The organism is Brucella haematophila, assembly GCF_005938105.1.
Lineage (GTDB): Bacteria > Pseudomonadota > Alphaproteobacteria > Rhizobiales > Rhizobiaceae > Brucella > Brucella haematophila.
On sequence record NZ_VCPE01000020.1, the window covers coordinates 1 to 24,276 of the forward strand.

A 24,276-nucleotide genomic window follows, 5' to 3' on the forward strand; every position below is an offset into this window, starting at 1 on the left:
TTGTCGCGCGAGGAGCCGCAGGCGGGGAAATTTTTCAGGCTTCCGGCTTTGCGGCAACCGCGTCGACGTGCGAACGAGCGTCAAAAGCAACCGGATTAGAGGTGTATTCTATGCGCCAATATGGCAACCCATCTCGTCGGCATAGACCGTTTATACGGTACCGATATTGCAATGCATGATAGACGGATAGAATGCTTTTTCAACGGTCCTCGTGTAATCTTGGCAAATATGGATAACCGGAACGGTTCTCTGCGCCGGATCACTCGACAATGCCAATATGGCTATACAGGCCGGGCTTATCTGGAGGCATGGGGCCGTCGATAGAGATGCGGGCTCTCCACATCCATTGCCCAAATTCCAAGCAAACGTGCGCGTGCTTCGTTCTCGGCATACCCTTATTCGGCAATGTCGATGCCGTGGTTTTGCGGCAAGTAGCGTGACATCGCTTCGGCCTGCCCTGCGCGCAACCAGGCCGTATGGCAACCGCGCGGCGAAAACGGAGCGAAAGATCAATGTATCCCCTCCATTCCATGACGGGCAGCAAGCCCGAAAACCGAGCGGGCAAGATGCAGTTCGCCGGCGGCTGCGCGCGCTGTCATGGCGCGCAAATAGCCGCCCGGCGACTTCACTTCCTGTTGGTCGAACTTCTGCAGTGTAATGGCGATGGCAATTGCGGCGGCCTGTTCCCCCATCTGATCCACCGCGCGACGGCGTGCATCTTCGGAAATACCCGCCAAGCGGCAGACTTGTGGGGCGAGCCGGGCTAATTCAGCCCAGTTGCGGGGGAGCGACATTCCATAAGTGGTTAGCGCCGGTATTGCCCGTAACACATCCTGTAGGGCCACTAACGCTTGTGGCGGGTGGTGCGGTCGATTGTTTTTACCCGAATTGCGCCCCAGGCTTTTTTCGAAAGCCCTCTTACCGGCGAAGCCGGTCATCAAAAAATTGAGTTGTTCGGCGCTAGCCGAACGCATTTCATCACTACTACTTTCAAGGGAATAGGGGTTTGTAATCTGTTTGTGCATGTCGTTTTCGGCATACGGGCATGTCGAATCTTCGTTTCTATCGGACGGCTGCTCACGGTGAGGGAGCTGCATTACCCGCTCGACGATCCATTCAATCAAGCCTGTTGCGCGACGCAGAACAGCACTTGATGCCTTGCTCGCGATGCCTACTGCATCGAGAACACGCTCGAAACGCTTCTCGATTATTGAGCGCAGCCGAGCGGGGATGTCCTCCATAGTGGCGAGCGCGTTACGTAGATTGCGAACGGCGCCGCGATAGCGACGCAGGTTCGCATTGAGTGCTTTCTTTTCCGCCTTTGTCTGTCGGACCATCCCATCGAGTTCCGGGAAGCGGGCGATGAGAACGCGCAGATCGATGCCGCAAGCCTCGGCAATACTGCCGTCCCCGCTACGGACCGGATAGCGCTTATAATTACCACTGTCCTGCATGGTGATTAAACCGGCATCGAAGAGCTGTGACAACATACGGCTCACACGTCCCTCGGATCGTCCAATCTCGAAGGCAAGCGCCGCATTGGATTTGAACACGATCGGTCGGCCGCCTTTGTCATAGCTCTCTGCTGGAGCCGTATTGATCAGTGTAACAAGCAAGTGCGCCTCTGTGCCATTAATGAGGCCAAGGCAAGGGAGTGACTGCGCAAGTCCGATCAGCTGGCCGCGTGTAACAGTTCCCATCTCTGCGAACCGAGCCATTCGACGAAACTCGGTTCGTTGTGGTGTCTGTTTACGGCCGACTCGCCGCACAGGTTGTAGGGCTTCCCCCATACTCCTCATCTCCTCACTGAGGACCAGGCAAAGATTTCCCGTTCGCCGAAAAGCGTTTCTGTTTGACATTGGAAGATGGGAGTGCGATTCTACTTTTACTGAAGGTTTGAAATTTGCACCCCGCTTCCGGATTTATTCGGGAGCGGTTTTTCTTTTTTACCCGGTCACATTCTCCTCAAAGTTTGGTATTCGACGGCAATGAATGTTACCGATTTGGTTCATTCCGACAACCCATAAACAGACGTTCTGCCTGAAAAGTGCGCTTTAGATGCCATTATATTTAGAATTTAGGACCATAATTACCCTTATGAGTCATCCAACCGGTATTTCCGTATTACCTTTTCGGTAATCTGCATCAAACTTACCCATTCTATTAACCGAAGCCATCTCGCCTCTCTTAATGGGCCTCCGGCAACCCTACAGCGCGATATGGGAGCGCGGGTGCCTCCGGCCGGCGGCGTCCGCTACGCTCTCACCGCAAATGGCGCACTAAAATTGTTTGAAGATCCAAAACGGATTACCCCGAGATCAGGATTCTACTGAAGGGTCTTCGATGTTTTCATATAAGCGACGGGTGTAGAGCGGCAATCAACGTGGGAACGGCGTCAATCTAGATGAGTTTGTCGCGATGAGCGTCCCGTAGGGAGGGCTTGCCCGACCGCAGGGACGTTCATCGCGACGGCGCAAACCCGGTTGGGTTCACGCCGTCTGGTGATCGCGATGTGTTGGGTGCATTTTTCTTTTTCTCACAAAGGAAGAATGCATGCCCGGCAGACACATCACAGATCAACAATTGAGGCTTTACATGCAAAATCGCGAGAAGCACAGTGTTCCTGTTGCAGCCGCCAAGTCAGGGTTCAGCGCATCAACGGGTTATCGGATTGAAACAGATCCTCGCCTGCCGAGCGAGAAGAAGGTCAAACACGAACGCCGTCGACCTGATCCATTGGCCGGGATATTCATAGAAGAAGTTGTTCCTATGCTGCAAAGCGCACCAGGACTGCGGCCGGTTGGCATTCTTCGGGAACTTCGCAAACGCCACCCTGAACTCGGAGCTGGCATCCGCCGCACACTTGAACGACGGATCAGCGCATGGCGTGCGCTCCATGGAGAAGACCAGGAAGTCATCTTCCGGCAGGTTCATGAGCCGGGACATATGGGGCTTTCGGACTTTACCCATGCGCCGGGTCTTAAGGTTACAATCGCAGGGGTAGTTTTGGATTATCTACTCTACCACTTCCGTCTTGCATATAGTGGCTTTGAGCATGCCCAGATTGTTGAAGGCGGTGAAAGTTTTGCTGCGCTAACTACTGGTTTGCAAAATGCTCTTTGGTCGCTGGGTGGCGCACCGCGTGACCACCGTACAGACAGTCTTTCGGCTGCATTCCGTAATATCAATGCTGATAGCGCTCGCGATATGACGGATCGCTACGAAGCCCTTTGTGCCCATTACGGTATGAAAGCCAGTCGCAACAATCGCGGCGTCGCTCATGAGAATGGAGCAGTTGAAGGTTCTCATGGCGATCTGAAGCGGGAACTGGAAGATGCGCTTTTGCTGCGCGGAACGCGCGACTTTCCCGACGTCACCAGTTTTGCTGCCTTTCTTGATGGCGTTGTCGGTCAGCGAAATGCCCGCCGGATCAAAGAGATTGCCGCTGAGCGCGAAAGCCTGCTACTGCTACCGCGCGACCGCCAGCCGGAGGGCGTAGATGAGATTGTTCGCGTCACCAGCAGCGGAGGGTTTACCCTTCGCAGGGTGTTTTACACTGTTCCATCACGGCTGATCGGACACCGCTTGCGCGCACGGCTCTTCAAGCAGCACATCGAACTGTTTCTGGGTGGCACTCATGTGATGACGCTTCCGCGAGTGCGCGGCCAGCTTGGTCCTCTTCAGCATGTTGTAAACTACCGCCATGTCATTCATTCGCTTCGCCGAAAGCCGGGAGCTTTGCCGCGACTTATCTATCGCGATCAGCTCTTCCCAAGGGACGCTTATCGCAAACTCTATCACGCCGCCATGGAAGCATTGCCCGAACGCGATGCCTGCCGTCTAACGGTAGAATTGCTCAGCCTCGCTCATGAGCGCAATGTCGAGGCTGCATTGGCGGATGCCATTGAGACTACGCTTAATGCCGGGAGTTTGCCCACAATTGATGAAATGCGCGTCAGGTTCGCACCCAACCCGGCCAGCGTTCCCCAGGTTAATGTCGATCTGGGCAAGCTGGTCGATTACGATCAGCTGATCAGCACGCATAGGCAGGTGATGGCATGAGGTCCAACGATCAAATCGATACTGCGCGCCTGTCTTTAATGCTCACTGATCTGCGGCTCCCAGGGATATCATAGGCCTGGCATAGCTTCACTGAACGGGCTGACACCGAAGGCTGGCCTGCAGCCAGGTTGCTTGCGGCTCTTACCGAGTTCGAGATTGCCGAGCGCGAAACACGGCGCATGCAGCGCCATCTCACCGAAGCACGTCTTCCTCCGGGGAAAACCCTCGATGCATTCGACTTCACAGCCGTCCCGATGGTCTCAAAAGCCCGTGTAATGGCATTGGTCGCAGGCGATGTCTGGCTGAAGAATGGGGCTAATCTGATGTTGTTTGGCGGACCGGGCGGCGGCAAGTCGCATCTTGCGGCGGCTATCGGCGTAGGACTGATCGAGAATGGATGGCGGGTGCTGTTTACCCGCACCACCGATCTCGTTCAAAAGCTGCAGGCCGCGCGACGAAATCTCGATCTTGAAGGTGCAATAGCAAAGCTTGACAAGTATCATCTGCTCATACTCGATGACATGGCCTATGTGAGCAAGGATCAGGCTGAAACCAGTGTGCTCTTTGAACTCATCAGTGCACGATACGAGCGACGATCAATTCTCATCACTGCAAATCAGCCTTTTGGGGAATGGGACAAGGTCTTCCCCGATAAAGCCATGACGCTGGCTGCCATCGACAGACTGGTTCATCACGCGACCATCTTCGAGATGAATGTGGAAAGCTACAGGCGCAAAACCGCTATCACACGTCTAACACTGGGGGAGAATGAAGCATCCGACGTAGCCGATGCATTACCTCCGGCTCTCGTTCCAGCTCAGTGACGCGCCGCGACAAACAAACGCAAATGTAGATTGTCGCGCAATCAAAGTCGGCCTGATTAAAACGGGCCGACTTTTTGCGGACCTGAGCGACAAATATAAGTCATCCAGATTGTCGCGCAGCGTCAATCTCCAAATCAAACTTATGTCGCTCTGCGTCAAGTAACCAAAAATAGTCCTTGCAACACACAGATACTCGGTACATCTTCATTAAATCGCGAGCACCAAAATCTTCATCCGGTTTGTCGCGCTTCCTATCTAAATTGTCGCGCCACAGACGGGTTGGAATCTGAATTCAAGGCAATTATATTTTCGGCGTTCAAAGCGGAATGAACGTGACCAGATTGTGTTGAACGGCCCCGGTGTCTTTGGGAAGAGCACCGGGATTTAATTCCTTCGGTCAACTCCGGGTTTGGCGCGAAAAAACGATTGAGCGCTTAAAAGCCAACTGAAGCCATCAAAAAGCGTCAGGCCTCTTCGAAAGACGGGCACCCTATGGCGATGTAGAGAGTATTCATGCTATCTCAGCCGCTACCGCACAGTTAAATTTTGTAAGCACAGCTTTCAATCAAAGGCTTGTTTACAATTTTATGCGCAGTATCGACTTATGAACGACAATTACCCTTCGTCAATAATCGATTGGACTGGCCAATCATCTTTCAAACGCCGACAATGCATCCGGCTATTGGTCGCCGTTGTTGTCATGTTGATAGCTTTTGTCGGGGTCACGACGCTTGCTTACAGCCTCCTCGCATCAAGCACATCTGAGCGCGCCATCCTTTCAGAAGACGCGTCGTCGAATGAAATGTTTGGCTGATCCCAACAAGGTCCCTTCGCTTAGCCTGTTACAGGACACTGAATGATATGCCGCCCTGCCGATCAGTATCTTCTACATCCAGAGATAAGAGATCATGAGCATCGGAAGGTTTCAGTTCCACTTTCTGGGCATCCATCGCCACAGCAATAGCCTGCTTATTCCCCCAGAGTTTTCCACGCCTAGTCGTATCCGGACTGTCGGCAGGCTCCGCAATACTAAATTCAATCTGGCCAGCATCAATGCCGTCACAAATCAAACTGCCTGACCCGTTCAGGAATATAACACTCAAGTCTGCGCCTCCTCACAAGAACTCATACTGGTCATATGGCCAGCGGGGACTTGGTTCAATGATCAATCGATCGGGTAGCCGCGATAAGCGGCAGTTGCGCGTCCCCTGCGCATTCAATAGTGTCCATCGGCAAAGCAAACGTCGCTCCATTTAAGAGGATCCATATGGCAACGGGCACGGTAAAATTTTTCAATTCTGACAAAGGTTTCGGTTTTATCACGCCAGAAAGTGGCGGCAGTGATGTTTTTGTGCATGTCTCCGGCTTAGCCCAAGCAGGCGGATCGCTCGGAGAGGGCCAGAAAGTCAGCTACGAAATCGGCCAGGATCGTAAGACCGGCAAAGCCAAAGCGGAAAACGTTCGACCGATCTGAATCGGCATCCCGCAGACTTGTCGCCAGGTCCATCGCTGCAATCTGGCGGCGATGGTCTTCGTACGAGCGGCCTACACTTATATTTCCGATCTCCCTTAATCAGCGGTATTCCATGCGCGCTTTGCTGAAAACCGGAGCCGAGACGCCCATCTTCTTTGGTTGCCGTCCGCGATACCGGTTACCCCTAGGAAGCCCCTCGCCTAACGGTTCGAACGTCGGAAAAAGGGAAAACCAGTGCGATAAGCAAATCAACGCCAGACCGGCCATGAGAATTAACCCGAGCGTGAAAAATCCACTGAGAGCCCAAAATATGATCGGGTTATCGCTCATATAAATGTCCGACCCTCGTCTGTTGACGATCCTCCCGTTCTGTATGACCCCAACGAGACCCTGCGCACCGGCCCAGACCAGCCAACAAAGCAATCCCGCGACTAGGCCCGAGCCCAGAATTTGGCTTATCCGCGATAGACGTTTCCAACTCATGGCTGTGCCTTAAGAAACGGGTCAAAGCAGTCTCATACTGAGACGAGACACCCACTTGCCTTCATTCCCGACAACAGGAGTTGGCGGATTGAGAAGGTCCCTCCCCTCGCCTTCTGTGTCAGAGACCGTAGATATCCGCCAGGCGAGTTGATGGCCGACAGTTTCTGCAAAATCCACGCAATAGCGGTTGAAGCGGTTTCTGGCCCCATGAAACGGATAGCTTCCTGATAGGCTGATTGACTGATGCCGAGAAAGCCCGAGACGATACGCGAGGCATCAAGAAGCTCACGCCATGTGCCAATTCCGTTCACACCATACTCGCAGATATCCGGACAGGATCGAAGCACCTGGTCGAGAGATATGGATGGCGTTAACTCGGCAGAAGTTTCGCTTTCAGCTTTCACGGGAACTGGTATTTCTGCAGAAGGCGCTTTCAAATCAATCTTTTTGCTATTTTGAGATTCAAAAAGGGATTCTGACAGGGATTCATTATGCTGCCGCTCATAATGAGCGACGCTGCCGCTCATTTCCGGAACAATCTCTATTGGTTTCAACACGATAGCCATTTCACCACGAATGGCTTCAAAATTGGCCCTGATCGCGGACAGTTCATCAAGAGATGCGCGGCGAGGAATAGCGTCGACAATGGCGCGGAAGCAAATGAACAACGCTTCGAGACGCGCGCCACGCTCACCTGTTTCTTCGGCCTTATCCGCAAAAGCTGCCGCCATATCTCGGCGCATGACGGACACTTCGTCGCGAAGACGCTTCAGTTCTTTCTGATCGGCGAGAATCTTATCTGCGATAGCAGCAATTTCAGACGCGCGATCGAGCAAGGGCGCAAAGGAAAAGCCGAAAGCAAGCTCGACGCCGCCTTCCCTATCCTTATGAGCATAGCGTTTGCGGGTCGGGCTATCGTTGCGCGCAATGATCCCAGCGTCAATCAGGGACGCCAGATGACGGCGCAGTGTCGATTCCGGCATGCCATGGGCGCGCAGCGAAAGCTGTCGATTGGATGGGAAAACGACAAGACCGCTTTTCTCATGCAATTCATCATCAGGCAAAAATGACAGAAGTGAGCTCAGCACGGCAAGACAACGATCGTTCAGACCGAATTCAGCCTTAGTGAGGCAAAGCTGTTTGTAGAGCGCCCATCTGTTTACGCCTCTCCCCTGCTCAGGCTTTTCCTGCGGGTCAGCATTTTGGGCAAAAGCCTTCATTCGTCCACGAAATGCGGACGTGTTAGTCTTCAGAATTTGCATTCCCTCTCACCTTTCAAAAGGCAAAAGAAATCCACCCGCCAAAATGACGTTAAAAACATTGACAAAGATTCTGAGAAATGCGATTCGTAATTTGCTAGGATTACAGATCGGCTCTCACAGACTTTGTTTGTGGGGGCTTTTCTTTTGCGGTTTAATCTCCAGTTTGTGTCTTTTTTGATTGCTCAAACTCATCATAAAGAGAGTCTAACCGAGCAGATATCCAGTCACCAAAATCACCAGCATTAGCGTCAGTGAGTTCGATTGATGTCTTTTTAGGCATCCGATTTATTGAGAACGTAACTGAGGAATCTTTGGATCTCCAGGACTTAACCGGCACCATTTTTTTATTTTTGGTAAGTGGCTTTAGAAGCTGGAAAACACGAACGAACCGTTCATCCGATGAGAGTGCTTTAAGTTCACCGTCTAAGAGTTCACGTACGTAGGATATATTGCCTGCCTCTGCAAGATAAGCGGCGACCTTCACCCATCGATCTCTGCCTGCTTTTGGCGCGGATCCGATACCGCGAATGATGTCGTCTGGAATACGTTCAGCTGTAGAAATAAGGTGTGAAAGCGCGGCTTTATCGATCGCAAGCGCAGACATGATAACATCACGCTTGAAGCCCCTGCCCTCCAATTGGAGCGCATAGAGAGCCTTCTCAATATATGAAAGGTCTTGCCTGGCGTTGTTTTCCTGTCCCTGAGCAACTACGAGTTCGTTATCGGAAAGAGGCTTAACGGTCGCCTTTACGAGCTTTCCAGCTTCCTTCACTGCGCGAAGTCGTCTGCGACCGTAGGCTACCTGATAACGACCTTCTTTATCTGGATGGGGGCGAACGAGAATGGGGACCTGTTGTCCATGTTCCCTTATTTGAGCTGCAAACTCTGCGAAGCTCTCATCGCTCTCTTCAAGACGATCTGAGACAAATGGCTCATCAATAAGATCAGGTTCGATCTCAGAAACTGAGCTAGATTTCAGTTGCTGAATGGAACGGGAAACAGCGCCGATTGCGCCCTTGTGTGAGAACGCAGCAGATGCGCGTTCAGGAGTTTGAACTTCATCGGGAGCAGAGTTGTCGGACGACAACTTTTGAGGAAGCAAGCCTTCAAGCAGGTTTTTGCGAGCCATTACGATCTCCCCCAAGCTGTGTGAATTAACTTTTCGATCTCCGAATTAACATTGTCCAGAGCCTCATGGGCACGGTCATAAGTGGCTCTTGTGAACTGTTCTCTTGGGACTTCGTAAAGGGTTTGCTTAGTGATGCCAGCGTCAGAAATTGCAGTAGATTTCAACATTGGGTGATTAAGAACGTGATCGCCGAACATGGTTCTCATGAAAGACATCATCTGGTTCTGCGGACCATCACCAGGTTCGTAGCGGGTGACTAGATATCGCATCCAATCGTAGTCCATCGAGCCACCAGCTTCAGCGACAACCGACAGCAGTTCCGATGTCATGAGCAGGAACTGACACATCGACATGACATCGAGCATCTGCGGATGGACAGTCACCAATACTGCAGTTGCTGCACAAAGAGCTGACATCGTCAGAAAGCCGAGCTGGGGTGGGCAGTCTACAACAACGACATCGTAGTTATCCGCAACGGATGAAATGGCTTCATCCATTCTCGTGAAAAACATGGATTGATGATCGTTGCGTGCAAGAACACGAGCGGTGTCATGCTCGAATTCGACGAGTTCCAGATTACCCGGAACAAGATCGAGGTTCTGCATGTAAGTCTTCTTTATGATCTCCGAGAGAGGTCGTCTCTCGCCATCGTATCTGACAGCGCCATACAGAGTTTCATTGTCGCCTACATCGAACTCTGGTTGAAAACCGTGAAGAGCGGATAGAGATGCCTGCGGGTCAAGATCGATAGCAAGAACGCGATGGCCATGGAGAGCCAGGTACTGTGCAAGATGTGCAGCGGTGGTTGTCTTGCCGGAGCCGCCCTTAAAATTTACGACAGCTATTACCTGGAGATGTTCGTGTTTCGACCGGATAGGAAGATATCTGCGGTCGTGCTTGCCGTTCTCATCGAGATATTTACGTAGCTCGTGGATTGCTTCAGCACTGTAAGATCGGCGACCATTCGCGCTAACTTCGGGCTGGACCCCTTTGCCTTCTAAAGAGAGGTGGCGTAGGTATCCGTCGTTCACGCCGATGAGTTTTGCAGCTTCAGTGGAACTAAATGAACGCAAACTTTTACGAGCTTCCGGGGGGTATAACTGAATGCGATGCTTCTGTAGCTGCGCAGACAAGTCTTTCGCATGAGTAGCGATTAGTTTGTGAATAGCTTTGTTAAGTTTTGCGTTCGACTCCAAGTCACGCTCCAATGTAGACACGCTTTTTTGCGTAAACACAGATAATTTCCGTCTATGAATACCCCGATTCCCAGCGAGGCTCAACATATTTAAAGTTAATGATCGGTTAATGAGAGTTGGACGCAGATTAAAGGAGTTGTCGCCCGACAACTCCTAGCTATGAGGACGGATTTAAGTTGAAAATTTAGCGGAGAGCGGAGGGGGCTTTTGTTTTTGGATTAAAATCGTAATGGAGAAATGGGCATAAATACACTACATGGCGCGTGTGATGGCATAGCTGTTCGTATTGGCTATCAGAAACAAATTTATCTAAACAAAGTGCTTGTTTATCACGGCGATTATGGTGCCGATTATTCACTTGTTGATGCAAACAGGAAGAATGTAAAGCAGGCAAGAGGATAAAGTTTTTGAAAACCAGCATTTTCGTGCGCAGGCTTCTTACTTTCATGAACTCTTTAAATTGTGATCGAGCTTTAGCAGGTCAACTTATCTTAGTCGGATAGTCAACGACAGCAGTCGCTTCGAAGCATGCTGGGGTCGATGTGGACGGGTAGACCAGGTGTGGCGGGCCTCAGTCATCCCGAGACATCTCAGATGACCTGCGGTGGTTTGCCGATCAATTCTGTTCCAACAATATTCGACTTAAGGCCTTCGGCTCCAGGCGTGCTACGTTGTGTCCGCAATTGAGCGAAAAGGTTGTCCAGTCCGGCTGGTGGCTCAGGCGTCGATAAAGCTCAAGGAAAGGACTTCCTTCCCAGCCATGTGCGCCTACGAATGTCTTGCGCGGAACATCTCGCCAGCGTCCAGTGAGTGTAATTGATTGGAGAAACGTTCCGATCGGATGTGGGCGGCATCTCGAGTCGAGACTGGGTGGTGGCGCGCAATTCAACCCGTCAGCCGCTGCACCTGCGACAAACATGTCCCGAAAACGGGGTGTTGTCAGCGACCACACAGAGTCTCCTGAATCGGGTACGTAGGCATCGACGTAGATCAGGGCCCGGATTGGCGTCGGATTGATGTCTGCGACGCCGCTCATGACCATCCCGCCATAGGATTGCCCGACAAGAACTAGGTCATCGCAGGTTTGCGACTGCACGAGTTCGGCGACTTCACCTATGTGGCTTTCAAGGTTGGTCATGGGAGCAGGAACATTGCCCAGTCCCGAAAGCGTTACCGGCACGACGTTGTGCCCGTGCCTTGTCAATATGTCTGCTAAGTTCCGGTAGACCCACCCGCCCTGCCATCCCCCGGGTATCAGAATAAAAGTGGCCATAATATTTGTTCCATTCGTTGGTGTCGCAACGCGCTCTAGATGTAGCCTTATTTTTGTGCTTTGTTGCCGAAATGGTCGGCAGCTTTGCGCCAAATTCCTATCGCTCTCTTGTGCGTTCGACACTGTCGGCTTTTGGACCTCATTGCGACCCTTGTCGTTATGAATGACTTTCCTTGCAATGGACACTAGGATGGCTGGAGTTGGCGCAGTTTTTTAGGTTGACTCGTCAAGAGAGACAGGAAATTGACAGCAAAACCAAAAACTTTATACGGCCCTCAAGCACAGACGAAACGCGAAATGATACGGAAGTTGGCGGTTATCCTCAGTGCCATTATCTTGGCGTATTCGATCCCCGCAAAGGCTGATCGACTAGTTTGTTCTCAATCAGAACATCTGCGCTACATGAAAATGGTCGGTGAGGTTGGCGAGATGGGGATCGACCGTGACCCTGTGGGGGAAGATGTTGCGGCTTTCGAGAGGTTAACAGCCGCATATGAAACCCTCAACCCGAAAGGACCGAAGACCTCGCTTTTCGTGGCGTATGTTCCCACCGGTCAGATTTATAGTAAGGTATGTGCGCAAGAGCGCTGCACGATGGAAGAAATGGCAACGCCGGAGCAAGCCTGTTTGATCGATCATATGAACCAATGCAGCTATGTTGCACTTCGCTTCCGGGGCGAAGAGTTCTGCCTCCTCCGTTCGCCGCAAAATTAGTTGTTTGATTCTGCCATCTGATGGATTTCTCACCGGCATGATCGCCGAACTCCGTGCGGTATGCGGCTAACTTGTCTCGGAAATCCTGAACTTTGCATCGGGACGCGCTAACTTTGAATTCTCACGGGAACCTTTGTCGCGATAGTCGGACGTGAAAGTCCGACTTGCACGGCAGATTTTTGCGGCACTACTTGCCGCTTCTACCCTCCCTACCTGCAAGCCGACTGACCGTTTCCCACCTCAACCCGGCCGTTTTAGTTCGTAATAGCTAAACTGGCTGGTTGTCTTTCGATCAGACACTCTCCTTTCCGATGACAGGAAACTTGCAGAGAATGGCATCGCATGAACGGATAAGTCCGGGCAGGTAGGACTGGTCTCCCTCCACGATGAAACGATGATATTGATTGATGTGATCAGCAGTAATTTCAATCACCGCTTCAACATGACCCAACTTCTGCATTCTCAGAACGACATTGATTTCCGGTTCCAAGCCCTTGAGTGTGGCTTCGCCTGCCAAAGAGGTCGCCAATACATCTAGTTGACCGCGGAATTTCCTGATGTCCGTAGTCATCAGGATTGGCCCTGCACATTCGACATGTGCGCCGTTAGCCTCCATGCGCGCGCGAACCATCAGCCAATTCCCATCCCAGAAGTCCAACACATCCGGGAACTGGCGTCCATCTATCCAAAGCGAAAAGCCGCTAAAGTGCAAACTGGGTTCATCTGTCATAGCCGCGACAATGCCATGGCGTCCGTCCGTTTTCTACTCGCCAACGAAAAGACCACCGCTCCTCTTGCCATACTTTCCCTGTACCTGAAATTCTCAAGAAGGCTTTCTTCGATTATTGCTTCGAGAGCATAGGTAAGGGCCTGCGTTTTGGCCGCACCCTGATGAATGCCATCTCCGCGTTGGGGGTGTTTCAGAAACTCAACGGCTTTTCTTTTGTCAACAAGGGGAGGGGTCACTGTTGTGAGCACCCTTCCGGTCTGGTCTTCCTGATCGTGTCTCTATCGATTGGGCTGTCCCTGCTCCGTTTTGACGGCCTGTTCATGCATGGCCAGTCGCGCAGCCTCGATTGCCGCAGTAAAGGATTTGGCCCTAAAGCATCGGATTTTCAGTACTCCGGTAGCAAATTTGACGGTTATGGCGTCTGTAATCAGTCTGCGGTGAACTGAAATCCCGACGATGTCCTCCAAATGTATTTCAACACTCAATTCGTCAGGATGAGGATGCAATGCCCGGTTCATGTCGTTTAGGCGGAAACTCAGAGTGGCGGCTGTCAGTTCGCACTTGCCCCCTACCCACAATCCACCTTGCCTACGACGACGCTCATCAATCTGACCAGAGATTGTATCCGGCAAAAGATCGGTTTCCGACAAGCTTGCATTATCAAGGAAAGCGTTGACGAGACGGCTATCGATAACGTTTGGCGTGGCATCCTCCCGATAAAAGTCTGTTGCAACAGGTATCCAGATACTAGCGCATGGGAGAAGCTTTAGACAAATGCACCAGATTGCCTGACTTCAAAGCAGCCTTGAAAAACTGTGCCGACTGGCATTGTTGTATAGTCAAGATCGGCTGCCACTGCGCGGATCGGCACCACACTTGGTCGGCACGGCGGGGACGTAGGCTCCATCGGTGGAGCGACCATTCTCGATGTTGATCTCGGCCGTTCGTGGTCATCTTCAGCACTCTGGAACGCGGACCTTGCTCATGACCGGTGCCGTGAGGAGTATTAGTCACATAAACCGATGCAGATTTGTCGCTTGATTGGAAATTCTTGCAGAACGTTTGGAGGAAGCTATGACGGCAATATTGGAAGGAAGAAACCTTCGGCTCCGGCAAGCGTCCGTTGAGGATGTGGAAGCTCGCCTTTCCCTGGGTAATCACGCAGAAATAATAGAGATGTTTGGAGTGAGTCGGGGCCTCCAACTTCCGTTGACAAGAGACGGTGCGACGCGATGGGTCCAGAGGCTCATCGATCATCCGCATGCCTGGGTGATCGAGATTCACGGCAGACTGATCGGCGAAATCAGGCTGGATAATGTTGATTTACACGACCGGCGTGCGTCGATGGCGGTTGGAATTCTCGATCCGCAATTGCTGGGCAAAGGCTTGGGCAGCGAAGCTATTTTATTGCTTCTGCGACACGCCTTTGCTGACTTGCAGCTTCATCGAATAGGAATCCGGGTGCTTGCTTACAATCAACGTGCAATCCCAGCTTATAAAAAATGCGGATTCGTCATTGAAGGCAGGGAACGAGAGGCGGCGTTTGTAAATGGTACCTGGCACGACGACGTAATGATGGGGCTGCTTGAACACGAGTTTTTTACGCGGAACTCCTGATATTCGCGACAAGCCAGCTGTCTTTTTGGAAACCAATTCAAACGTTGCTCTTCCGCGTCCCTGCGTAGATGATCGTAGGCCGCGCATCTTGGGGCTATTTGAAGCCGAACTGGTCGATAACTTCCGTCAAATCGACATGGCCTCGGCAAGCTCCATTGCCTGGCGATATCTCACCGTTCTCCAGCGATGTCGCATAAACGACGGCCGGATCGGCTTCGATGCGTCCTCTAAGGGCAGCAAGTTTTGGCCAGCGCGCCATGTCGGCCACTTGATGGAAGTCGAGCCAACGGGCGACCCCGATCAGAATGCCGTCAGCTAGTGTCGGATTATCGGCGATCAGAAATCGAGAGTCTGCAATCATCTCCTCAAGCCGGTCGTGGCGTTCGATGACGCCTTCGCTGCCCCATTCTTTCAAGGCCGATTGCATCGCCGGGTTGGGGGGCTGCATTTCCATCGCAGCCCAAAGGGGGCCAAACACTCCGGTGAATCCGGTGTTGATGAACGCCATCAACTGATGCATCCGGTCGGCTTCGTGCGACAGTGGATCGAAGCTAATGCGCCGCTCGGTGTCTCGGGCCTCCAGCCACGCAGCGATAGCCATGGTTTCGGTGAGTACGTCACCTTGATCTGCTACCAACGCGGGTGTCTCAACGCGCGGATTGATCCGCTTGTAGGATGGATCACGCATCTCGCCGAGCATGTCGACGCGGCAGAGCTTATAGGGCCTGCCCATCCATTCGAGAGCGGCGACGAGTCCCATAGAGCTTCCCGCCGGAAAGCCGTATAAGAGTATGGGTTCCATGTTCTTGTTCTCCATGATTTCTTCTGATCACGCTGCGCAGCGAAGCCGAACCTTAGCAGGCGGTTTCGCCAAGTAAATTACGCACTTTTTTGTTACCATGAGCTGCTGATGAAAGACGTTATTTCCCGCTGCCCTATCGAAGAGGTCATGCTGATTCTCAGCGGTCGTTGGCCGACGTTGCTGATCTATTATCTGCAGGAAGGTACGAAGCGGTTCAGTGATCTTCGCCGGGACAATCCGACAATCTCTCACAAGATGTTGACGCTCGAACTGCGGAAGCTCGAGGATGCTGGTATTGTACGCCGTACCGAATTCGGGGGCTATCCACTTCGCGTCGAGTACGACCTGACAACTGCCGGAGAGCGACTGGTGCCGCTCATCGATGCGTTAGGCGATTGGTGGGAAGCTACCGATGGCAATATTGGAGAGCAGGGCGCGGATAACTTGGACATTCCAGATTCACAGCCCGACCTCGTTTGATCGCAAATTGAGCATCCGGCTGAGTGTTGCCACGTTCGTACGATTCTCCTTTTTCGATCGCAAAGCGGCCAGTCAGCTTTCCACCCCCGTTGCAGACATACGCAAATCAATCTTGCAATGACAGGTTGGGCCTTATTGCGGACCTTTTACAAGCCGGACGAAAATGACCTATGTCGCCCGAGGTACTCGCGCTAATCGTCTCTCCCGGGTTCGTTTGGATCGTTGGAAAACAGGGCGATCTTATTGCCCTGAGGGTCGCGTAGGTAACCGACATAAAATTTAGGACCGTATGAGTTACGGAAGCCCGGTTGGCCCTCGTCAACGCCCCCTGCGGCAAGCGCGGCGGCGTGAAGGTCACGAACCTGTTTTTGACTGCGAGCCTGGAATGCGATCATTGTACCGTTGCCAGCTGAAGCCAGGCGCCCGTTGAAGGGAGGCTTGACGTAGAAATCCGGCAGAGCGGCTGACGGGCCCGGCTGTTCGGGTAGCACGTAGCTCAGGCCTTCGGTCCCCTCAGTCAGCTCGTAATCAAGCGCTGGCAGGAACGCAGAGTAAAACCTTCTCGCGCGAGCGATATCGTCAGCGCCAACGGTTACGTAGCCTATCATGCTGCCCATTCTCCTCAGAAGATTTGGTTATTGTAACGAAATCCCTGCGCGACCGTAGCACCAACTTACAGGTCCGTTCAACGTCCGCTTCGTCGGCAATGCAGCCCTTCTATGGTGACCATCGCAACGACCGCTTCCAACACTATTCAGACATGCAGATCGTCCGCAATAATTGGAGGCAGGCGAAAGGAATGATTGTTGTTATAGCGTTGCTTTGAAGCCATTCGACCATACGATCAGCATAACATTGCTCAATATCGACGGAGTCTGCATGCGTAGGAATTGGAATCTGATAAGGAGCATGATGAATGCGGCAATTGATGTTTGCGAGTACGTCGACTTCTCCGGAAAATATTTGATATCAAATCATACGCGCGCGCCATGAAGCCGGGGAAGAATTGCATTACGTGCCGGAGACCGCCCGTTCTGTAGTTTCCATGGCTCATATCAGCGCTGAGTTGATTGTTGCAGATGCTTCCCACCCTGCAAATGAGAATATTGGTCACATGATCTCGTGGTATGATGAATTCCTGTCCAACGGTCTTAACGCAGCAGTCGCTGGCCATCGCGCTCCTCAAGGTCGATCATTGATTAAGCATCGGACATCATAGCAGCCGTGACGCCCGTCCGCTGCGCCGTTTGGCATTGTTGTAATAGTCGGATGCTTGTTGCACGGAGCGATGACGTGATTGTTCCATGGCTTCAGGCAGCGGAATGCCACGATTGGCGGCTTCGGTGAGATAGCCGGAGCGAAGACCGTGGGCGGAGAACTCTGTGGCATCCAGCCCTGCCATTTGCGCGCGCTGTTTGACGATCCGGTTGACGGCGCTGGGTTCGAGCGCTCGCGCGGACACATTGCCCCAGCGATCGACTTTTCGAAACACACAGCCCTTGTCGATCCTGGCTGCTTCCAGCCAGATGGTAAGAGCTTCAACGGGCCGACCGGTCAGATAGACGATTTCATCGTGATCGGCACCACTGGTTTTGGTGCGACCGAGATGAATGCCGAGTGAGGGTAGGGGAGAACCGTCCTCATCGGTGACGGGCGTATGTTTGACGAGCTGTTCTATACGCAAACCGGCGATTTCACTACGCCTTCGCCCGCCTGACGCAAAGGCCACCATCAGGATGGCCCGGTCACGCAAGGCGGTGAGATCCTCGCCGGAACAGGTTGCCAGCAGCTTGCCCAGAATATCGCCGGTAATCGCATTGGCACTCTTGCGGCTGCGTGGCCGGTTCACGGCACGCACCGCAAGCCGGATGGCCGATTTGACGGACGGCGATGAAAACGCACCCTCCAGGCCGCGCCAACGGGTGAGTGTCGACCAGTTGGCCAGACGACGGCGGACGGTGGCAGGCGCATGCGGTCCAGATACCCGCAGAAAGCCACCTCGGCGCAGGTCTGTTTCCACGTTGGCCGGCATGCCATGATCGGGTTCGATCTCGCGTTGCTGCGGACGCCAAAGATGATGCGCGATGAATTTGAGCAACAGGGCTTCGGGTGCGGGGAAGGGGACGGGGCTGCCGGTTGCAGCGAGTGACCAGGCTTCAAGATAGGCCAGGTCTGAAGTCAGTGCGCGCAGGGTGTTTTCGCCCATGCCCTCATTGACGAGATGCCGGAGCGTTGCGACATCTTCATCGCTCAGAATACCTGCCAGCATATCGCGCCGGTGCATCGGCAACACGGCGGCAATCGTGTCGAGTGTTTCGGCGCGGCGTTCGACAGCTGAGTTGGATGTTGCGCTCAAAAACCTGTCCTCTAAAGGGTCGAAAGCGCTTGGTTCGTGCGCTGCTTTTGCTCCGATTCTCACTGATTTGCGGCCTGAAATCAATCACCTCCGATAACCTATACTTATCGATGGTGAAAGGCAAAGAAAAACACCCTCGATGTAACGAAATCTAAGCGTCATTTAGGTTGACAAATCGATGTTAAGTCATTGTTTTTATATGCTCTAAAAACCGCGATGAACGAGAATCTGCTCGTCAATTCGAAGGGTAAGCGGGGCATATCCGTTGGCGGTGCCATTTTGTTGTGCAGTTGCACGGTGAGTTGCAATCTACCATAATTCCTTTTGCCCAAGAAGGTCGTATAGATTGCACGATGAAGAAGACTCCGATTACCGAGCTCGATATTGATAGTCTTGATGAAGCCACGCTGATGGAATTGAACCGGCACATCGTTGAGCGATTGCAGTTTCTCCATCAACAAAAGACAGCCGCTGTGCTGCAGGAGATTAAGATCGGCAGTGGCGTGATGTTTGAAGGGCCAGATGGTACGATGGTTCGAGGCTTTGTTATTCGTCGCAATCGCAAGACGGTGACGGTGCACACGGATGACGACAATCAGTGGAATGTTTCACCGTCATTACTGAGCTTGACGGGTGGTCATATTATGGATGAAGCACCAACAAGAGCAGGTCGGGTGGTGCCATTCTCAAAGCCTGACAGTCGGAAGTAAGTGGGATCAGGCCTTGGCGATAATGAGGCCTGCAAGCTCCGGAATGGCTGTTTGTTGACTGGATATACCAAGCCGGTCGCCGAGATAATGCCAGAAGGAAAGCCGAAGCTTTTTGCAGGTCTTCATAAGGCCCAGCATGGTATCGCGGGCAATGCGCCCCTCTTTGCTCATTGTGCCACCCGAGATCTTGCGTTTGGTGACGCAGCTGCGCAGATCGCTCGGACGCGTTGGTGTGCAACGGAATTTCCGGGCGTTCGAGAACCTTGAGCAGTTCTTCCTTGCGGCGTAGCAGGCGTGCCAACAGCTTGTCCAGCTCCACACAACCCGTCCGGATAGAGAAGATGCGGTCAAACCGTTGCCGGAAAGCGCTGATTGATCCTGGTGAGGGGCTCTTCTGCCTGAATGCCTTGAGCGCCCTGTAGAAGCTCCAAATGAGATCGCGTATATTTTCCACCCACCGGACGTGCTGTGGCGTCGCCGGCATCAGCTTTTGCAGCAGTCGCTCCGCATGCACCCAGCACAGCGCATGATTGCCAACCCGGAACTGGCCGGCATCGTCGGAGATAATGACGGCATTGCCCAGCAGGCCGTGGTGGCGAACAGAACCCCAGATGCCCGCTTCCGCGACGGCCCGAACCATGTCCTTATCGAAGATGTCGACACTTTTTTGCGCCAGGTGTTCCAGAAAGGGGACCTGGTTGCAAAAGCGTTGAGGTGTGCGTGTTTGCAGCCTGGCGATGACTGTCGGATCCACGCCATGTCGCGTCTTCAGATAATCAGAAGCAGCATCGTTAAGCACATAATCCTGGTAATTGCCGCGCAAGAGCGACAGGAAGTTCAGGCGGGATTTTGTTCTCGTGGTGCGAAAGACGGTAAAATGCTCGCCGCCAATATGGGTGGTATAGAAGTTATCACGCGCATGACGGGCCCCGGTGTCATCGACCGTTACATAGGCTTCCGACACCAGGCCAGCATGCAGAACGGCAGCATCCTCAGCAACAAAGCCATCCAGCCCCCTAGTGAGCAAACGCACAACCTGGCGTTTGGAGATGTCCATGCCGATGTCATTAAGCAGGGTCGACAACCGTTGCGCTGTGACCTGACCTTGCGCATGCAGCATCAGGCAGAGCCGCCTGAGGTTTGGGCCATAACCACCGACGATTCCGGCAGGTAGCGGCGCAAGAATAGTCTTACCGTTCGGAGCAACCCAGCATTCGCGCCGGTAGTGAATAACCTCAGCGCGCAAAACTATATCGCGCACGTAATAGCTCTTGTAGCCCTTGAAGCGTGAACCGTCCCGAACACGGGCATGAAAAACCACATCCCGATCAACGCGCTCGACATCCAGTTTCGGTCCACGCGGCTTCTTCTTGCCCGCCTGCTTGTCCTGAGCTTTCGCGTCCGTTGACTTATCCATGCCCGACGGTTTGAACGGCGGCCGTGGCGGCAGGTTTTTCAGCCGCGCAATTTCATCGCGAAGGAGTTGGTTCTCAACTTTAAGCCGGGTGTTTTCCAGACGGAGCTCGGCATTCTCCTTACGGAGTGCTGTATTCTCAGCTTCCAGTTTTTCAAGCCGAGCCTCTGCACGTTCGGTTTTCTCAACCAAACCCGTGACCAGACTGCGCAACGCGTTCAGTGAAAGCGTGTCAGCATGCTTGGGCGAGGGAAGCATTCTCTTCGGCATCGCAAAAGAGAATCATGATTTGCCAAAATCAGGAATCCCATAGCCATGAAATATCGATGCGGAACTTACGATATGCACAGTGTTTAATATTTCTGACTTGGAATCAGAAACAGGGTCTTGGCCACCAAATTTGCTCCGCTTACGCATATCGGGTGAATCGAAGCTGACCACTGCGCGTCAATGCGCCCTTGTCGACCAGATCCTGCAAATCGCGGGTGGCGGTTGCGCGTGAGGTCTTTGTTATGGCCAGATAGTTGTCGGCACTGAGGCCACCGATAAAACCCTCCGGTCCTGCCTCGAACAGACGCGCAATGACTTTCTCCTGACGGGGATTGAACGTTCCCCTGAACCGGTCGTAAAAATGCGCCTTGGCGATGTAGAAGGCGACGCGATCCAGCGGGTTCTGTCGCGAAATCTTCACTTCTGCTCCGCTACTGTCCCTTCGGAGCGCATAATTGAGTGAGGTGACAGGGTATGGCAATCGATTTCAAAGGGGCTCATTTTCCTAAAAGTGTCATCCTTTACGCCGTTTACTTTTACGTGCGCTATCCCGGTTCCTATCGTGACTTGCAGGAAATTATGGCCGAACGTGGTGTGAACGTTGACCATGCAACATTGAACCGTTGGGTTGTCCGTTACGCGCCACAGATCGCAGATCAGGCACAGAAGCGTAAACGTCGAACGCTTGCGTCATGGCGTGTTGACGAGACCTATATCAAGGTTCGTGGTCAATGGACCTATCTGTACCGAGCCGTTGATCGTGACGGACAAACGCTTGATTTCATGCTCGCCGAACGCCGAAATCTCGGTGCTGCACGGCGTTTCTTCAAGAAAGCCATCGCAGCCAACGGTGTTCCAGACAAAATTGTCATTGATAAAAGCGGAGCCAATCTGGCCGGAGCACAAGCTGTAAACACAATCCTGAAAAAAACCGGTCACAGCAAGATGATTGAAATCCTGCAGGTTAAATATCTCAACAACATCCTTGAGCAGGATCACCGGTTTATCAAGCGAGTTACCAAATACATGTTGAGCTTCAAGGCATTTCATTCGGCTTCAGCGACAATCGCGGGCATCGAAGTAGCACATATGATCCGCAAGAAGCAGTTCGCAAATGACAACCGCTCGCCATTCGAGGTCTTTGCGGAGCTTGCAGCATAATTGCGTCTGAAGATCAGGCCGCTTTTAACCTGATGAAAAATTTGCGACATAACCCTCAAGCGTGCTGTTTTGCTGATAATGCTCTAGAATTGCGACATGTTGACAGATCTCAATCTCAATCTCCTCCGGTCGTTCTTCATGATTGCTGAAGAGCGGAGCCTGACGCGGGCCGCGGCTCGTCTCAATATGAGCCAACCTTCCGTCAGCCAGGCGCTCCAACGCCTTGAAGAACAGCTCTCATGTCAACTGGTTCTGCGCGGAAGCAGAAAATTCGAGCTGACGGCGCGGGGGCAAAAAATTTATGAAGAATGCGGCGAGATTTTCCGCTCGGTGGAGCGCATCGGGCAGTTGACTCAGGAACGTACCATCGAAGAATTCGGCGAAGTTCGCATCCAGATCATCTCCAATCTGGAATCGCCGCTCATCAACGAGGCCCTGCGTCTCTATCACCAACGTTATCCGTCGGTGACATGGGTCATCGAGGTTCGCAACAGCCAGGATACCATCAAGCGTATTCAGACGGAAAAATGCGGGCTTGGCTTATGTCTGTTGTCCCGCCCAGTTTTCAGTCTGAACTGTCAGTTGCTCTTCCGGGAAGAGTTCAGCGTCTATTGCGGTGCTGAACATCCGTTTTTCGGTCGCAAGGAGGTGGAAAAACGGGAGCTCAGACAGGAATCCTTCGTGTCTTTTACCTGCGCCACCGAAGGACTGGGGCTCGAACCCATGTCCGTTCTGAGCGAAAGCCTCGGCCTTGGCGAACGCATCAGTGGCCAGAGCTCCAATCTGGAGGAAGTGCGCCGCATGATCGTGGCAGGGCTGGGTATCGGCATTCTGCCGTTAACAGCGGTCCATGACGAGGTCACCAGCGGCCTGCTGTGGCCACTTGAGATCAAAGGTTATCCGCTCGGCGCCGATGTTTTTCTGGTAAGCCATCCGGACTGCGAATATTCCCGCGCCGAGCAGCATTTCATCGACATCGTGCTGGAACTGTGCGCTCTGCTGCCGGATATGTAGTGAGGACGCTGTCGGCAAGCGACGGCGTCCCCAATCTTTTCAATTAACGGTCAGCACGCGCCACAACGGCGTGCAGCAGAACGTTGAGACCCGGAGCGATATCGTCGCGGTCACAGTTCTCATCATTGTTATGGGTCACACCGCCCTTGCAGGGCGTGAAAATCATGGCCGTCGGGCAATGACGAGCCATGAAATAGGCATCGTGCCCGGCCTGAGACTGGATATCGCGCCAGTCATACTCCATCCGCGCCGCTTCGGTACGAATACCATCCACCATGCTGCGGTCGAAGATATCGCCACCCCAGAACCATTCGTCCTCAATAACCGCGTCACAGCCAGCGCGCGCCGCACTTTCAAACACCGCCCGGCGCATCTTTTCGCCCATGACCCGCGCCGTGGCAGGATCTGGATGGCGCACATCACAGATCGCTTGCGCGGTATCGGACAGGATACCGGGCTTGTTCGGCCATGCAGCCAATCGTGCACCCGTCGCCTTACCGTCGCCAATGGCAAAATCCCAACCGATATCGTCAACGGCAGTCAGCCAACGCGCACCGGCGATCAGGGCATTGCGACGCAGATCCATCGGTGTCGGACCGGTATGCGCGGTCTTGCCCGTAAAGCGCACCCGCATCCCATAGCTCGGATAGCCACCGGTCACCACGCCGACATCGCGCTGCTCAAGGTCGAGAATAGGGCCTTGCTCGATATGCAGTTCGTAATAGGCATCAATGTCGCCAGCCCGGCACGGCTTGTTTCCATTGTAGCCGATGCGTTCCAGTTCGGCGCCAAAGCGGGCACCGTCATCCGAGATAAGCGCTTTGACCCAGTCAACATCATAGGCCCCAACAAAACAGCCTGATGCAACCATCGGCGGGGAAAAACGTGCGCCTTCTTCATTTGTCCAATCCACCACGATGATCGGTCGTCGCGTGACATGACCAACATCGTTGAGCGTGCGCATCACTTCCAGCCCGGCCAGAACACCGGCAATACCGTCGAAACGACCGCCATTGATCTGCGTATCGAGATGACTGCCGATCAGCACAGGTGGCAGTGATGGATCGGTTCCTTCGCGGCGACCGAAGATGTTGCCGAGCTCATCGATTTCGACGCTCAATCCGGCATCGCGGCACCAGTTGACGAAGAGATCCCGCATCCGCCGGTCGTCATCTGTCAACGTCAATCGAGCGAGGCCTCCAGGGCGGCCTTGTCCAATCTCGGCAGAGCTTTCAATCGTCGACCAGAAACGGTCGATATTGGCGCGGGTGGTCGATATGAACGACATGGTTCACCTTTCAAATG

At 53.1% G+C, this 24,276-nt stretch carries 21 protein-coding genes and 3 pseudogenes; 10 read left to right on the forward strand and 14 right to left on the reverse strand.

The features are described from left to right. Positions 1-509 precede the first annotated feature (509 nt). Positions 510-1,790 carry a plasmid replication protein RepC gene (gene repC / locus FGI60_RS22410; RefSeq protein WP_094574697.1) on the reverse strand — a complete coding sequence of 427 codons (1,281 nt, stop codon included), beginning with the start codon at positions 1,788-1,790 and terminating at the stop codon, positions 510-512. 763 nt (positions 1,791-2,553) lie between these two features. Between repC (FGI60_RS22410) and istA the strand changes: the two genes are divergently transcribed. Beyond that, positions 2,554-4,062 (forward strand): IS21 family transposase, encoded by a 1,509-nt coding sequence (gene istA, locus FGI60_RS22415; protein ID WP_094574699.1) that lies wholly within the window; start codon positions 2,554-2,556, stop codon positions 4,060-4,062. Next, positions 4,059-4,886 (forward strand): annotated as a pseudogene (istB, locus tag FGI60_RS22420) (IS21-like element helper ATPase IstB). The gene istA and the pseudogene istB overlap by 4 nt, the downstream one beginning before the upstream one ends. 842 nt (positions 4,887-5,728) lie before the next feature. Here istB and FGI60_RS22425 read toward each other — a convergent pair. Then, positions 5,729-5,989 carry a hypothetical protein gene (locus FGI60_RS22425; RefSeq protein WP_094574704.1) on the reverse strand — a complete coding sequence of 87 codons (261 nt, stop codon included), beginning with the start codon at positions 5,987-5,989 and terminating at the stop codon, positions 5,729-5,731. Positions 5,990-6,153: 164 nt separating this feature from the next. On the opposite strand from FGI60_RS22425, the gene FGI60_RS22430 reads away from it, so the two are divergent. Further along, positions 6,154-6,360 carry a cold-shock protein gene (locus tag FGI60_RS22430; protein ID WP_094574707.1) on the forward strand — a complete coding sequence of 69 codons (207 nt, stop codon included), beginning with the start codon at positions 6,154-6,156 and terminating at the stop codon, positions 6,358-6,360. Positions 6,361-6,459: 99 nt separating this feature from the next. Here the strand turns inward: FGI60_RS22430 and FGI60_RS22435 are convergent, their stop codons facing one another. The 5 genes from FGI60_RS22435 to FGI60_RS22455 all read right to left on the reverse strand — a co-directional run bounded on the left by FGI60_RS22435 (position 6,460) and on the right by FGI60_RS22455 (position 11,703). Further along, positions 6,460-6,690: a hypothetical protein gene (locus tag FGI60_RS22435; protein WP_138787083.1), complete on the reverse strand. Its 231-nt coding sequence runs from the start codon at positions 6,688-6,690 to the stop codon at positions 6,460-6,462. Positions 6,691-6,875: 185 nt separating this feature from the next. Then, positions 6,876-8,105, reverse strand: coding sequence for a plasmid replication protein RepC (gene repC, locus FGI60_RS22440; protein WP_138787084.1), 1,230 nt, complete (start codon positions 8,103-8,105; stop codon positions 6,876-6,878). A 151-nt stretch (positions 8,106-8,256) separates the two neighbouring features. Then, on the reverse strand, positions 8,257-9,234 hold the full coding sequence (gene repB, locus FGI60_RS22445) for a plasmid partitioning protein RepB (protein ID WP_094574714.1): 978 nt from the start codon (positions 9,232-9,234) through the stop codon (positions 8,257-8,259). After that, positions 9,234-10,430, reverse strand: a complete 1,197-nt coding sequence (gene repA / locus FGI60_RS22450; RefSeq protein WP_138787085.1) for a plasmid partitioning protein RepA — start codon at positions 10,428-10,430, stop codon at positions 9,234-9,236. The genes repB and repA overlap by 1 nt, the downstream gene beginning before the upstream one ends. 616 nt (positions 10,431-11,046) lie before the next feature. After that, the gene (locus tag FGI60_RS22455) at positions 11,047-11,703 is read right to left on the reverse strand and encodes an alpha/beta fold hydrolase (protein WP_094574718.1); all 657 of its coding nucleotides are present in this window, start codon (positions 11,701-11,703) and stop codon (positions 11,047-11,049) included. Positions 11,704-11,946: 243 nt separating this feature from the next. Between FGI60_RS22455 and FGI60_RS22460 the strand changes: the two genes are divergently transcribed. Then, positions 11,947-12,417, forward strand: a complete 471-nt coding sequence (locus FGI60_RS22460; RefSeq protein ID WP_128094906.1) for a hypothetical protein — start codon at positions 11,947-11,949, stop codon at positions 12,415-12,417. 292 nt (positions 12,418-12,709) lie between these two features. Here the strand turns inward: FGI60_RS22460 and FGI60_RS22465 are convergent, their stop codons facing one another. Further along, entirely contained in the window at positions 12,710-13,147 is a 438-nt protein-coding gene (locus FGI60_RS22465; RefSeq protein WP_094574722.1) for a WapI family immunity protein, read from the reverse strand. A 161-nt stretch (positions 13,148-13,308) separates the two neighbouring features. On the opposite strand from FGI60_RS22465, the gene FGI60_RS22470 reads away from it, so the two are divergent. Both FGI60_RS22470 and FGI60_RS22475 read left to right on the forward strand, forming a co-directional pair. Next, a complete protein-coding gene (locus FGI60_RS22470) occupies positions 13,309-13,593 on the forward strand; it encodes a hypothetical protein (RefSeq protein WP_138787086.1) in 285 nt (94 codons plus the stop codon). A gap of 628 nt (positions 13,594-14,221) precedes the next feature. Continuing rightward, complete coding sequence (locus FGI60_RS22475) at positions 14,222-14,764, forward strand: GNAT family N-acetyltransferase (protein WP_094574728.1); 543 nt, start codon at positions 14,222-14,224, stop codon at positions 14,762-14,764. Positions 14,765-14,858: 94 nt separating this feature from the next. On the opposite strand, the gene FGI60_RS22480 is transcribed toward FGI60_RS22475, so the two are convergent. Next, complete coding sequence (locus tag FGI60_RS22480) at positions 14,859-15,566, reverse strand: glutathione S-transferase family protein (protein WP_094574730.1); 708 nt, start codon at positions 15,564-15,566, stop codon at positions 14,859-14,861. A gap of 108 nt (positions 15,567-15,674) precedes the next feature. On the opposite strand from FGI60_RS22480, the gene FGI60_RS22485 reads away from it, so the two are divergent. Continuing rightward, complete coding sequence (locus FGI60_RS22485) at positions 15,675-16,046, forward strand: winged helix-turn-helix transcriptional regulator (RefSeq protein WP_094574732.1); 372 nt, start codon at positions 15,675-15,677, stop codon at positions 16,044-16,046. A 191-nt stretch (positions 16,047-16,237) separates the two neighbouring features. Here FGI60_RS22485 and FGI60_RS22490 read toward each other — a convergent pair whose 3' ends face one another. Further along, complete coding sequence (locus FGI60_RS22490; protein WP_094574735.1) at positions 16,238-16,654, reverse strand: VOC family protein; 417 nt, start codon at positions 16,652-16,654, stop codon at positions 16,238-16,240. Between the two features lie 605 nt (positions 16,655-17,259). Then, the gene (locus tag FGI60_RS22500; protein ID WP_374844136.1) at positions 17,260-18,330 is read right to left on the reverse strand and encodes a site-specific integrase; all 1,071 of its coding nucleotides are present in this window, start codon (positions 18,328-18,330) and stop codon (positions 17,260-17,262) included. 425 nt (positions 18,331-18,755) lie between these two features. Between FGI60_RS22500 and FGI60_RS22505 the strand changes: the two genes are divergently transcribed. Next, entirely contained in the window at positions 18,756-19,112 is a 357-nt protein-coding gene (locus tag FGI60_RS22505) for a hypothetical protein (RefSeq protein ID WP_138787088.1), read from the forward strand. A gap of 6 nt (positions 19,113-19,118) precedes the next feature. On the opposite strand, the pseudogene FGI60_RS26570 reads toward FGI60_RS22505, so the two are convergent. Together FGI60_RS26570 and FGI60_RS22520 are read right to left on the reverse strand one after the other, a co-directional pair. Further along, positions 19,119-20,796: pseudogene (locus tag FGI60_RS26570) on the reverse strand (IS66 family transposase). Positions 20,797-20,935: 139 nt separating this feature from the next. Beyond that, positions 20,936-21,196 (reverse strand): annotated as a pseudogene (locus FGI60_RS22520) (DUF4172 domain-containing protein); the annotation flags it as partial. A 74-nt stretch (positions 21,197-21,270) separates the two neighbouring features. Between FGI60_RS22520 and FGI60_RS22525 the strand changes: the two are divergent. After that, complete coding sequence (locus FGI60_RS22525; RefSeq protein ID WP_138787089.1) at positions 21,271-21,957, forward strand: IS6 family transposase; 687 nt, start codon at positions 21,271-21,273, stop codon at positions 21,955-21,957. A 96-nt stretch (positions 21,958-22,053) separates the two neighbouring features. Continuing rightward, a complete protein-coding gene (locus FGI60_RS22530; protein WP_109366787.1) occupies positions 22,054-22,971 on the forward strand; it encodes a LysR family transcriptional regulator in 918 nt (305 codons plus the stop codon). A 43-nt stretch (positions 22,972-23,014) separates the two neighbouring features. On the opposite strand, the gene FGI60_RS22535 is transcribed toward FGI60_RS22530, so the two are convergent. Next, positions 23,015-24,259: a Zn-dependent hydrolase gene (locus tag FGI60_RS22535; protein ID WP_138787090.1), complete on the reverse strand. Its 1,245-nt coding sequence runs from the start codon at positions 24,257-24,259 to the stop codon at positions 23,015-23,017. Between the last annotated feature and the right edge of the window lie 17 nt (positions 24,260-24,276).

Excerpts from the sequence above, each read along its gene's own strand:
- repC (WP_094574697.1), bottom strand. The coding sequence starts at position 1,790 with ATGGGGGAAGCCCTACAACCTGTGCGGCGAGTCGGCCGTAAACAGACA.
- istA (WP_094574699.1), top strand. The coding sequence starts at position 2,554 with ATGCCCGGCAGACACATCACAGATCAACAATTGAGGCTTTACATGCAA.
- FGI60_RS22430 (WP_094574707.1), top strand. The coding sequence starts at position 6,154 with ATGGCAACGGGCACGGTAAAATTTTTCAATTCTGACAAAGGTTTCGGT.
- FGI60_RS22435 (WP_138787083.1), bottom strand. The coding sequence starts at position 6,690 with ATGAGCGATAACCCGATCATATTTTGGGCTCTCAGTGGATTTTTCACG.
- repC (WP_138787084.1), bottom strand. The coding sequence starts at position 8,105 with ATGCAAATTCTGAAGACTAACACGTCCGCATTTCGTGGACGAATGAAG.
- repB (WP_094574714.1), bottom strand. The coding sequence starts at position 9,234 with ATGGCTCGCAAAAACCTGCTTGAAGGCTTGCTTCCTCAAAAGTTGTCG.
- FGI60_RS22455 (WP_094574718.1), bottom strand. The coding sequence starts at position 11,703 with ATGGCCACTTTTATTCTGATACCCGGGGGATGGCAGGGCGGGTGGGTC.
- FGI60_RS22465 (WP_094574722.1), bottom strand. The coding sequence starts at position 13,147 with ATGACAGATGAACCCAGTTTGCACTTTAGCGGCTTTTCGCTTTGGATA.
- FGI60_RS22470 (WP_138787086.1), top strand. The coding sequence starts at position 13,309 with ATGAATGCCATCTCCGCGTTGGGGGTGTTTCAGAAACTCAACGGCTTT.
- FGI60_RS22475 (WP_094574728.1), top strand. The coding sequence starts at position 14,222 with ATGACGGCAATATTGGAAGGAAGAAACCTTCGGCTCCGGCAAGCGTCC.
- FGI60_RS22480 (WP_094574730.1), bottom strand. The coding sequence starts at position 15,566 with ATGGAACCCATACTCTTATACGGCTTTCCGGCGGGAAGCTCTATGGGA.
- FGI60_RS22485 (WP_094574732.1), top strand. The coding sequence starts at position 15,675 with ATGAAAGACGTTATTTCCCGCTGCCCTATCGAAGAGGTCATGCTGATT.
- FGI60_RS22490 (WP_094574735.1), bottom strand. The coding sequence starts at position 16,654 with ATGATAGGCTACGTAACCGTTGGCGCTGACGATATCGCTCGCGCGAGA.
- FGI60_RS22500 (WP_374844136.1), bottom strand. The coding sequence starts at position 18,330 with ATGCACCGGCGCGATATGCTGGCAGGTATTCTGAGCGATGAAGATGTC.
- FGI60_RS22505 (WP_138787088.1), top strand. The coding sequence starts at position 18,756 with ATGAAGAAGACTCCGATTACCGAGCTCGATATTGATAGTCTTGATGAA.
- FGI60_RS22525 (WP_138787089.1), top strand. The coding sequence starts at position 21,271 with ATGGCAATCGATTTCAAAGGGGCTCATTTTCCTAAAAGTGTCATCCTT.
- FGI60_RS22530 (WP_109366787.1), top strand. The coding sequence starts at position 22,054 with ATGTTGACAGATCTCAATCTCAATCTCCTCCGGTCGTTCTTCATGATT.
- FGI60_RS22535 (WP_138787090.1), bottom strand. The coding sequence starts at position 24,259 with ATGTCGTTCATATCGACCACCCGCGCCAATATCGACCGTTTCTGGTCG.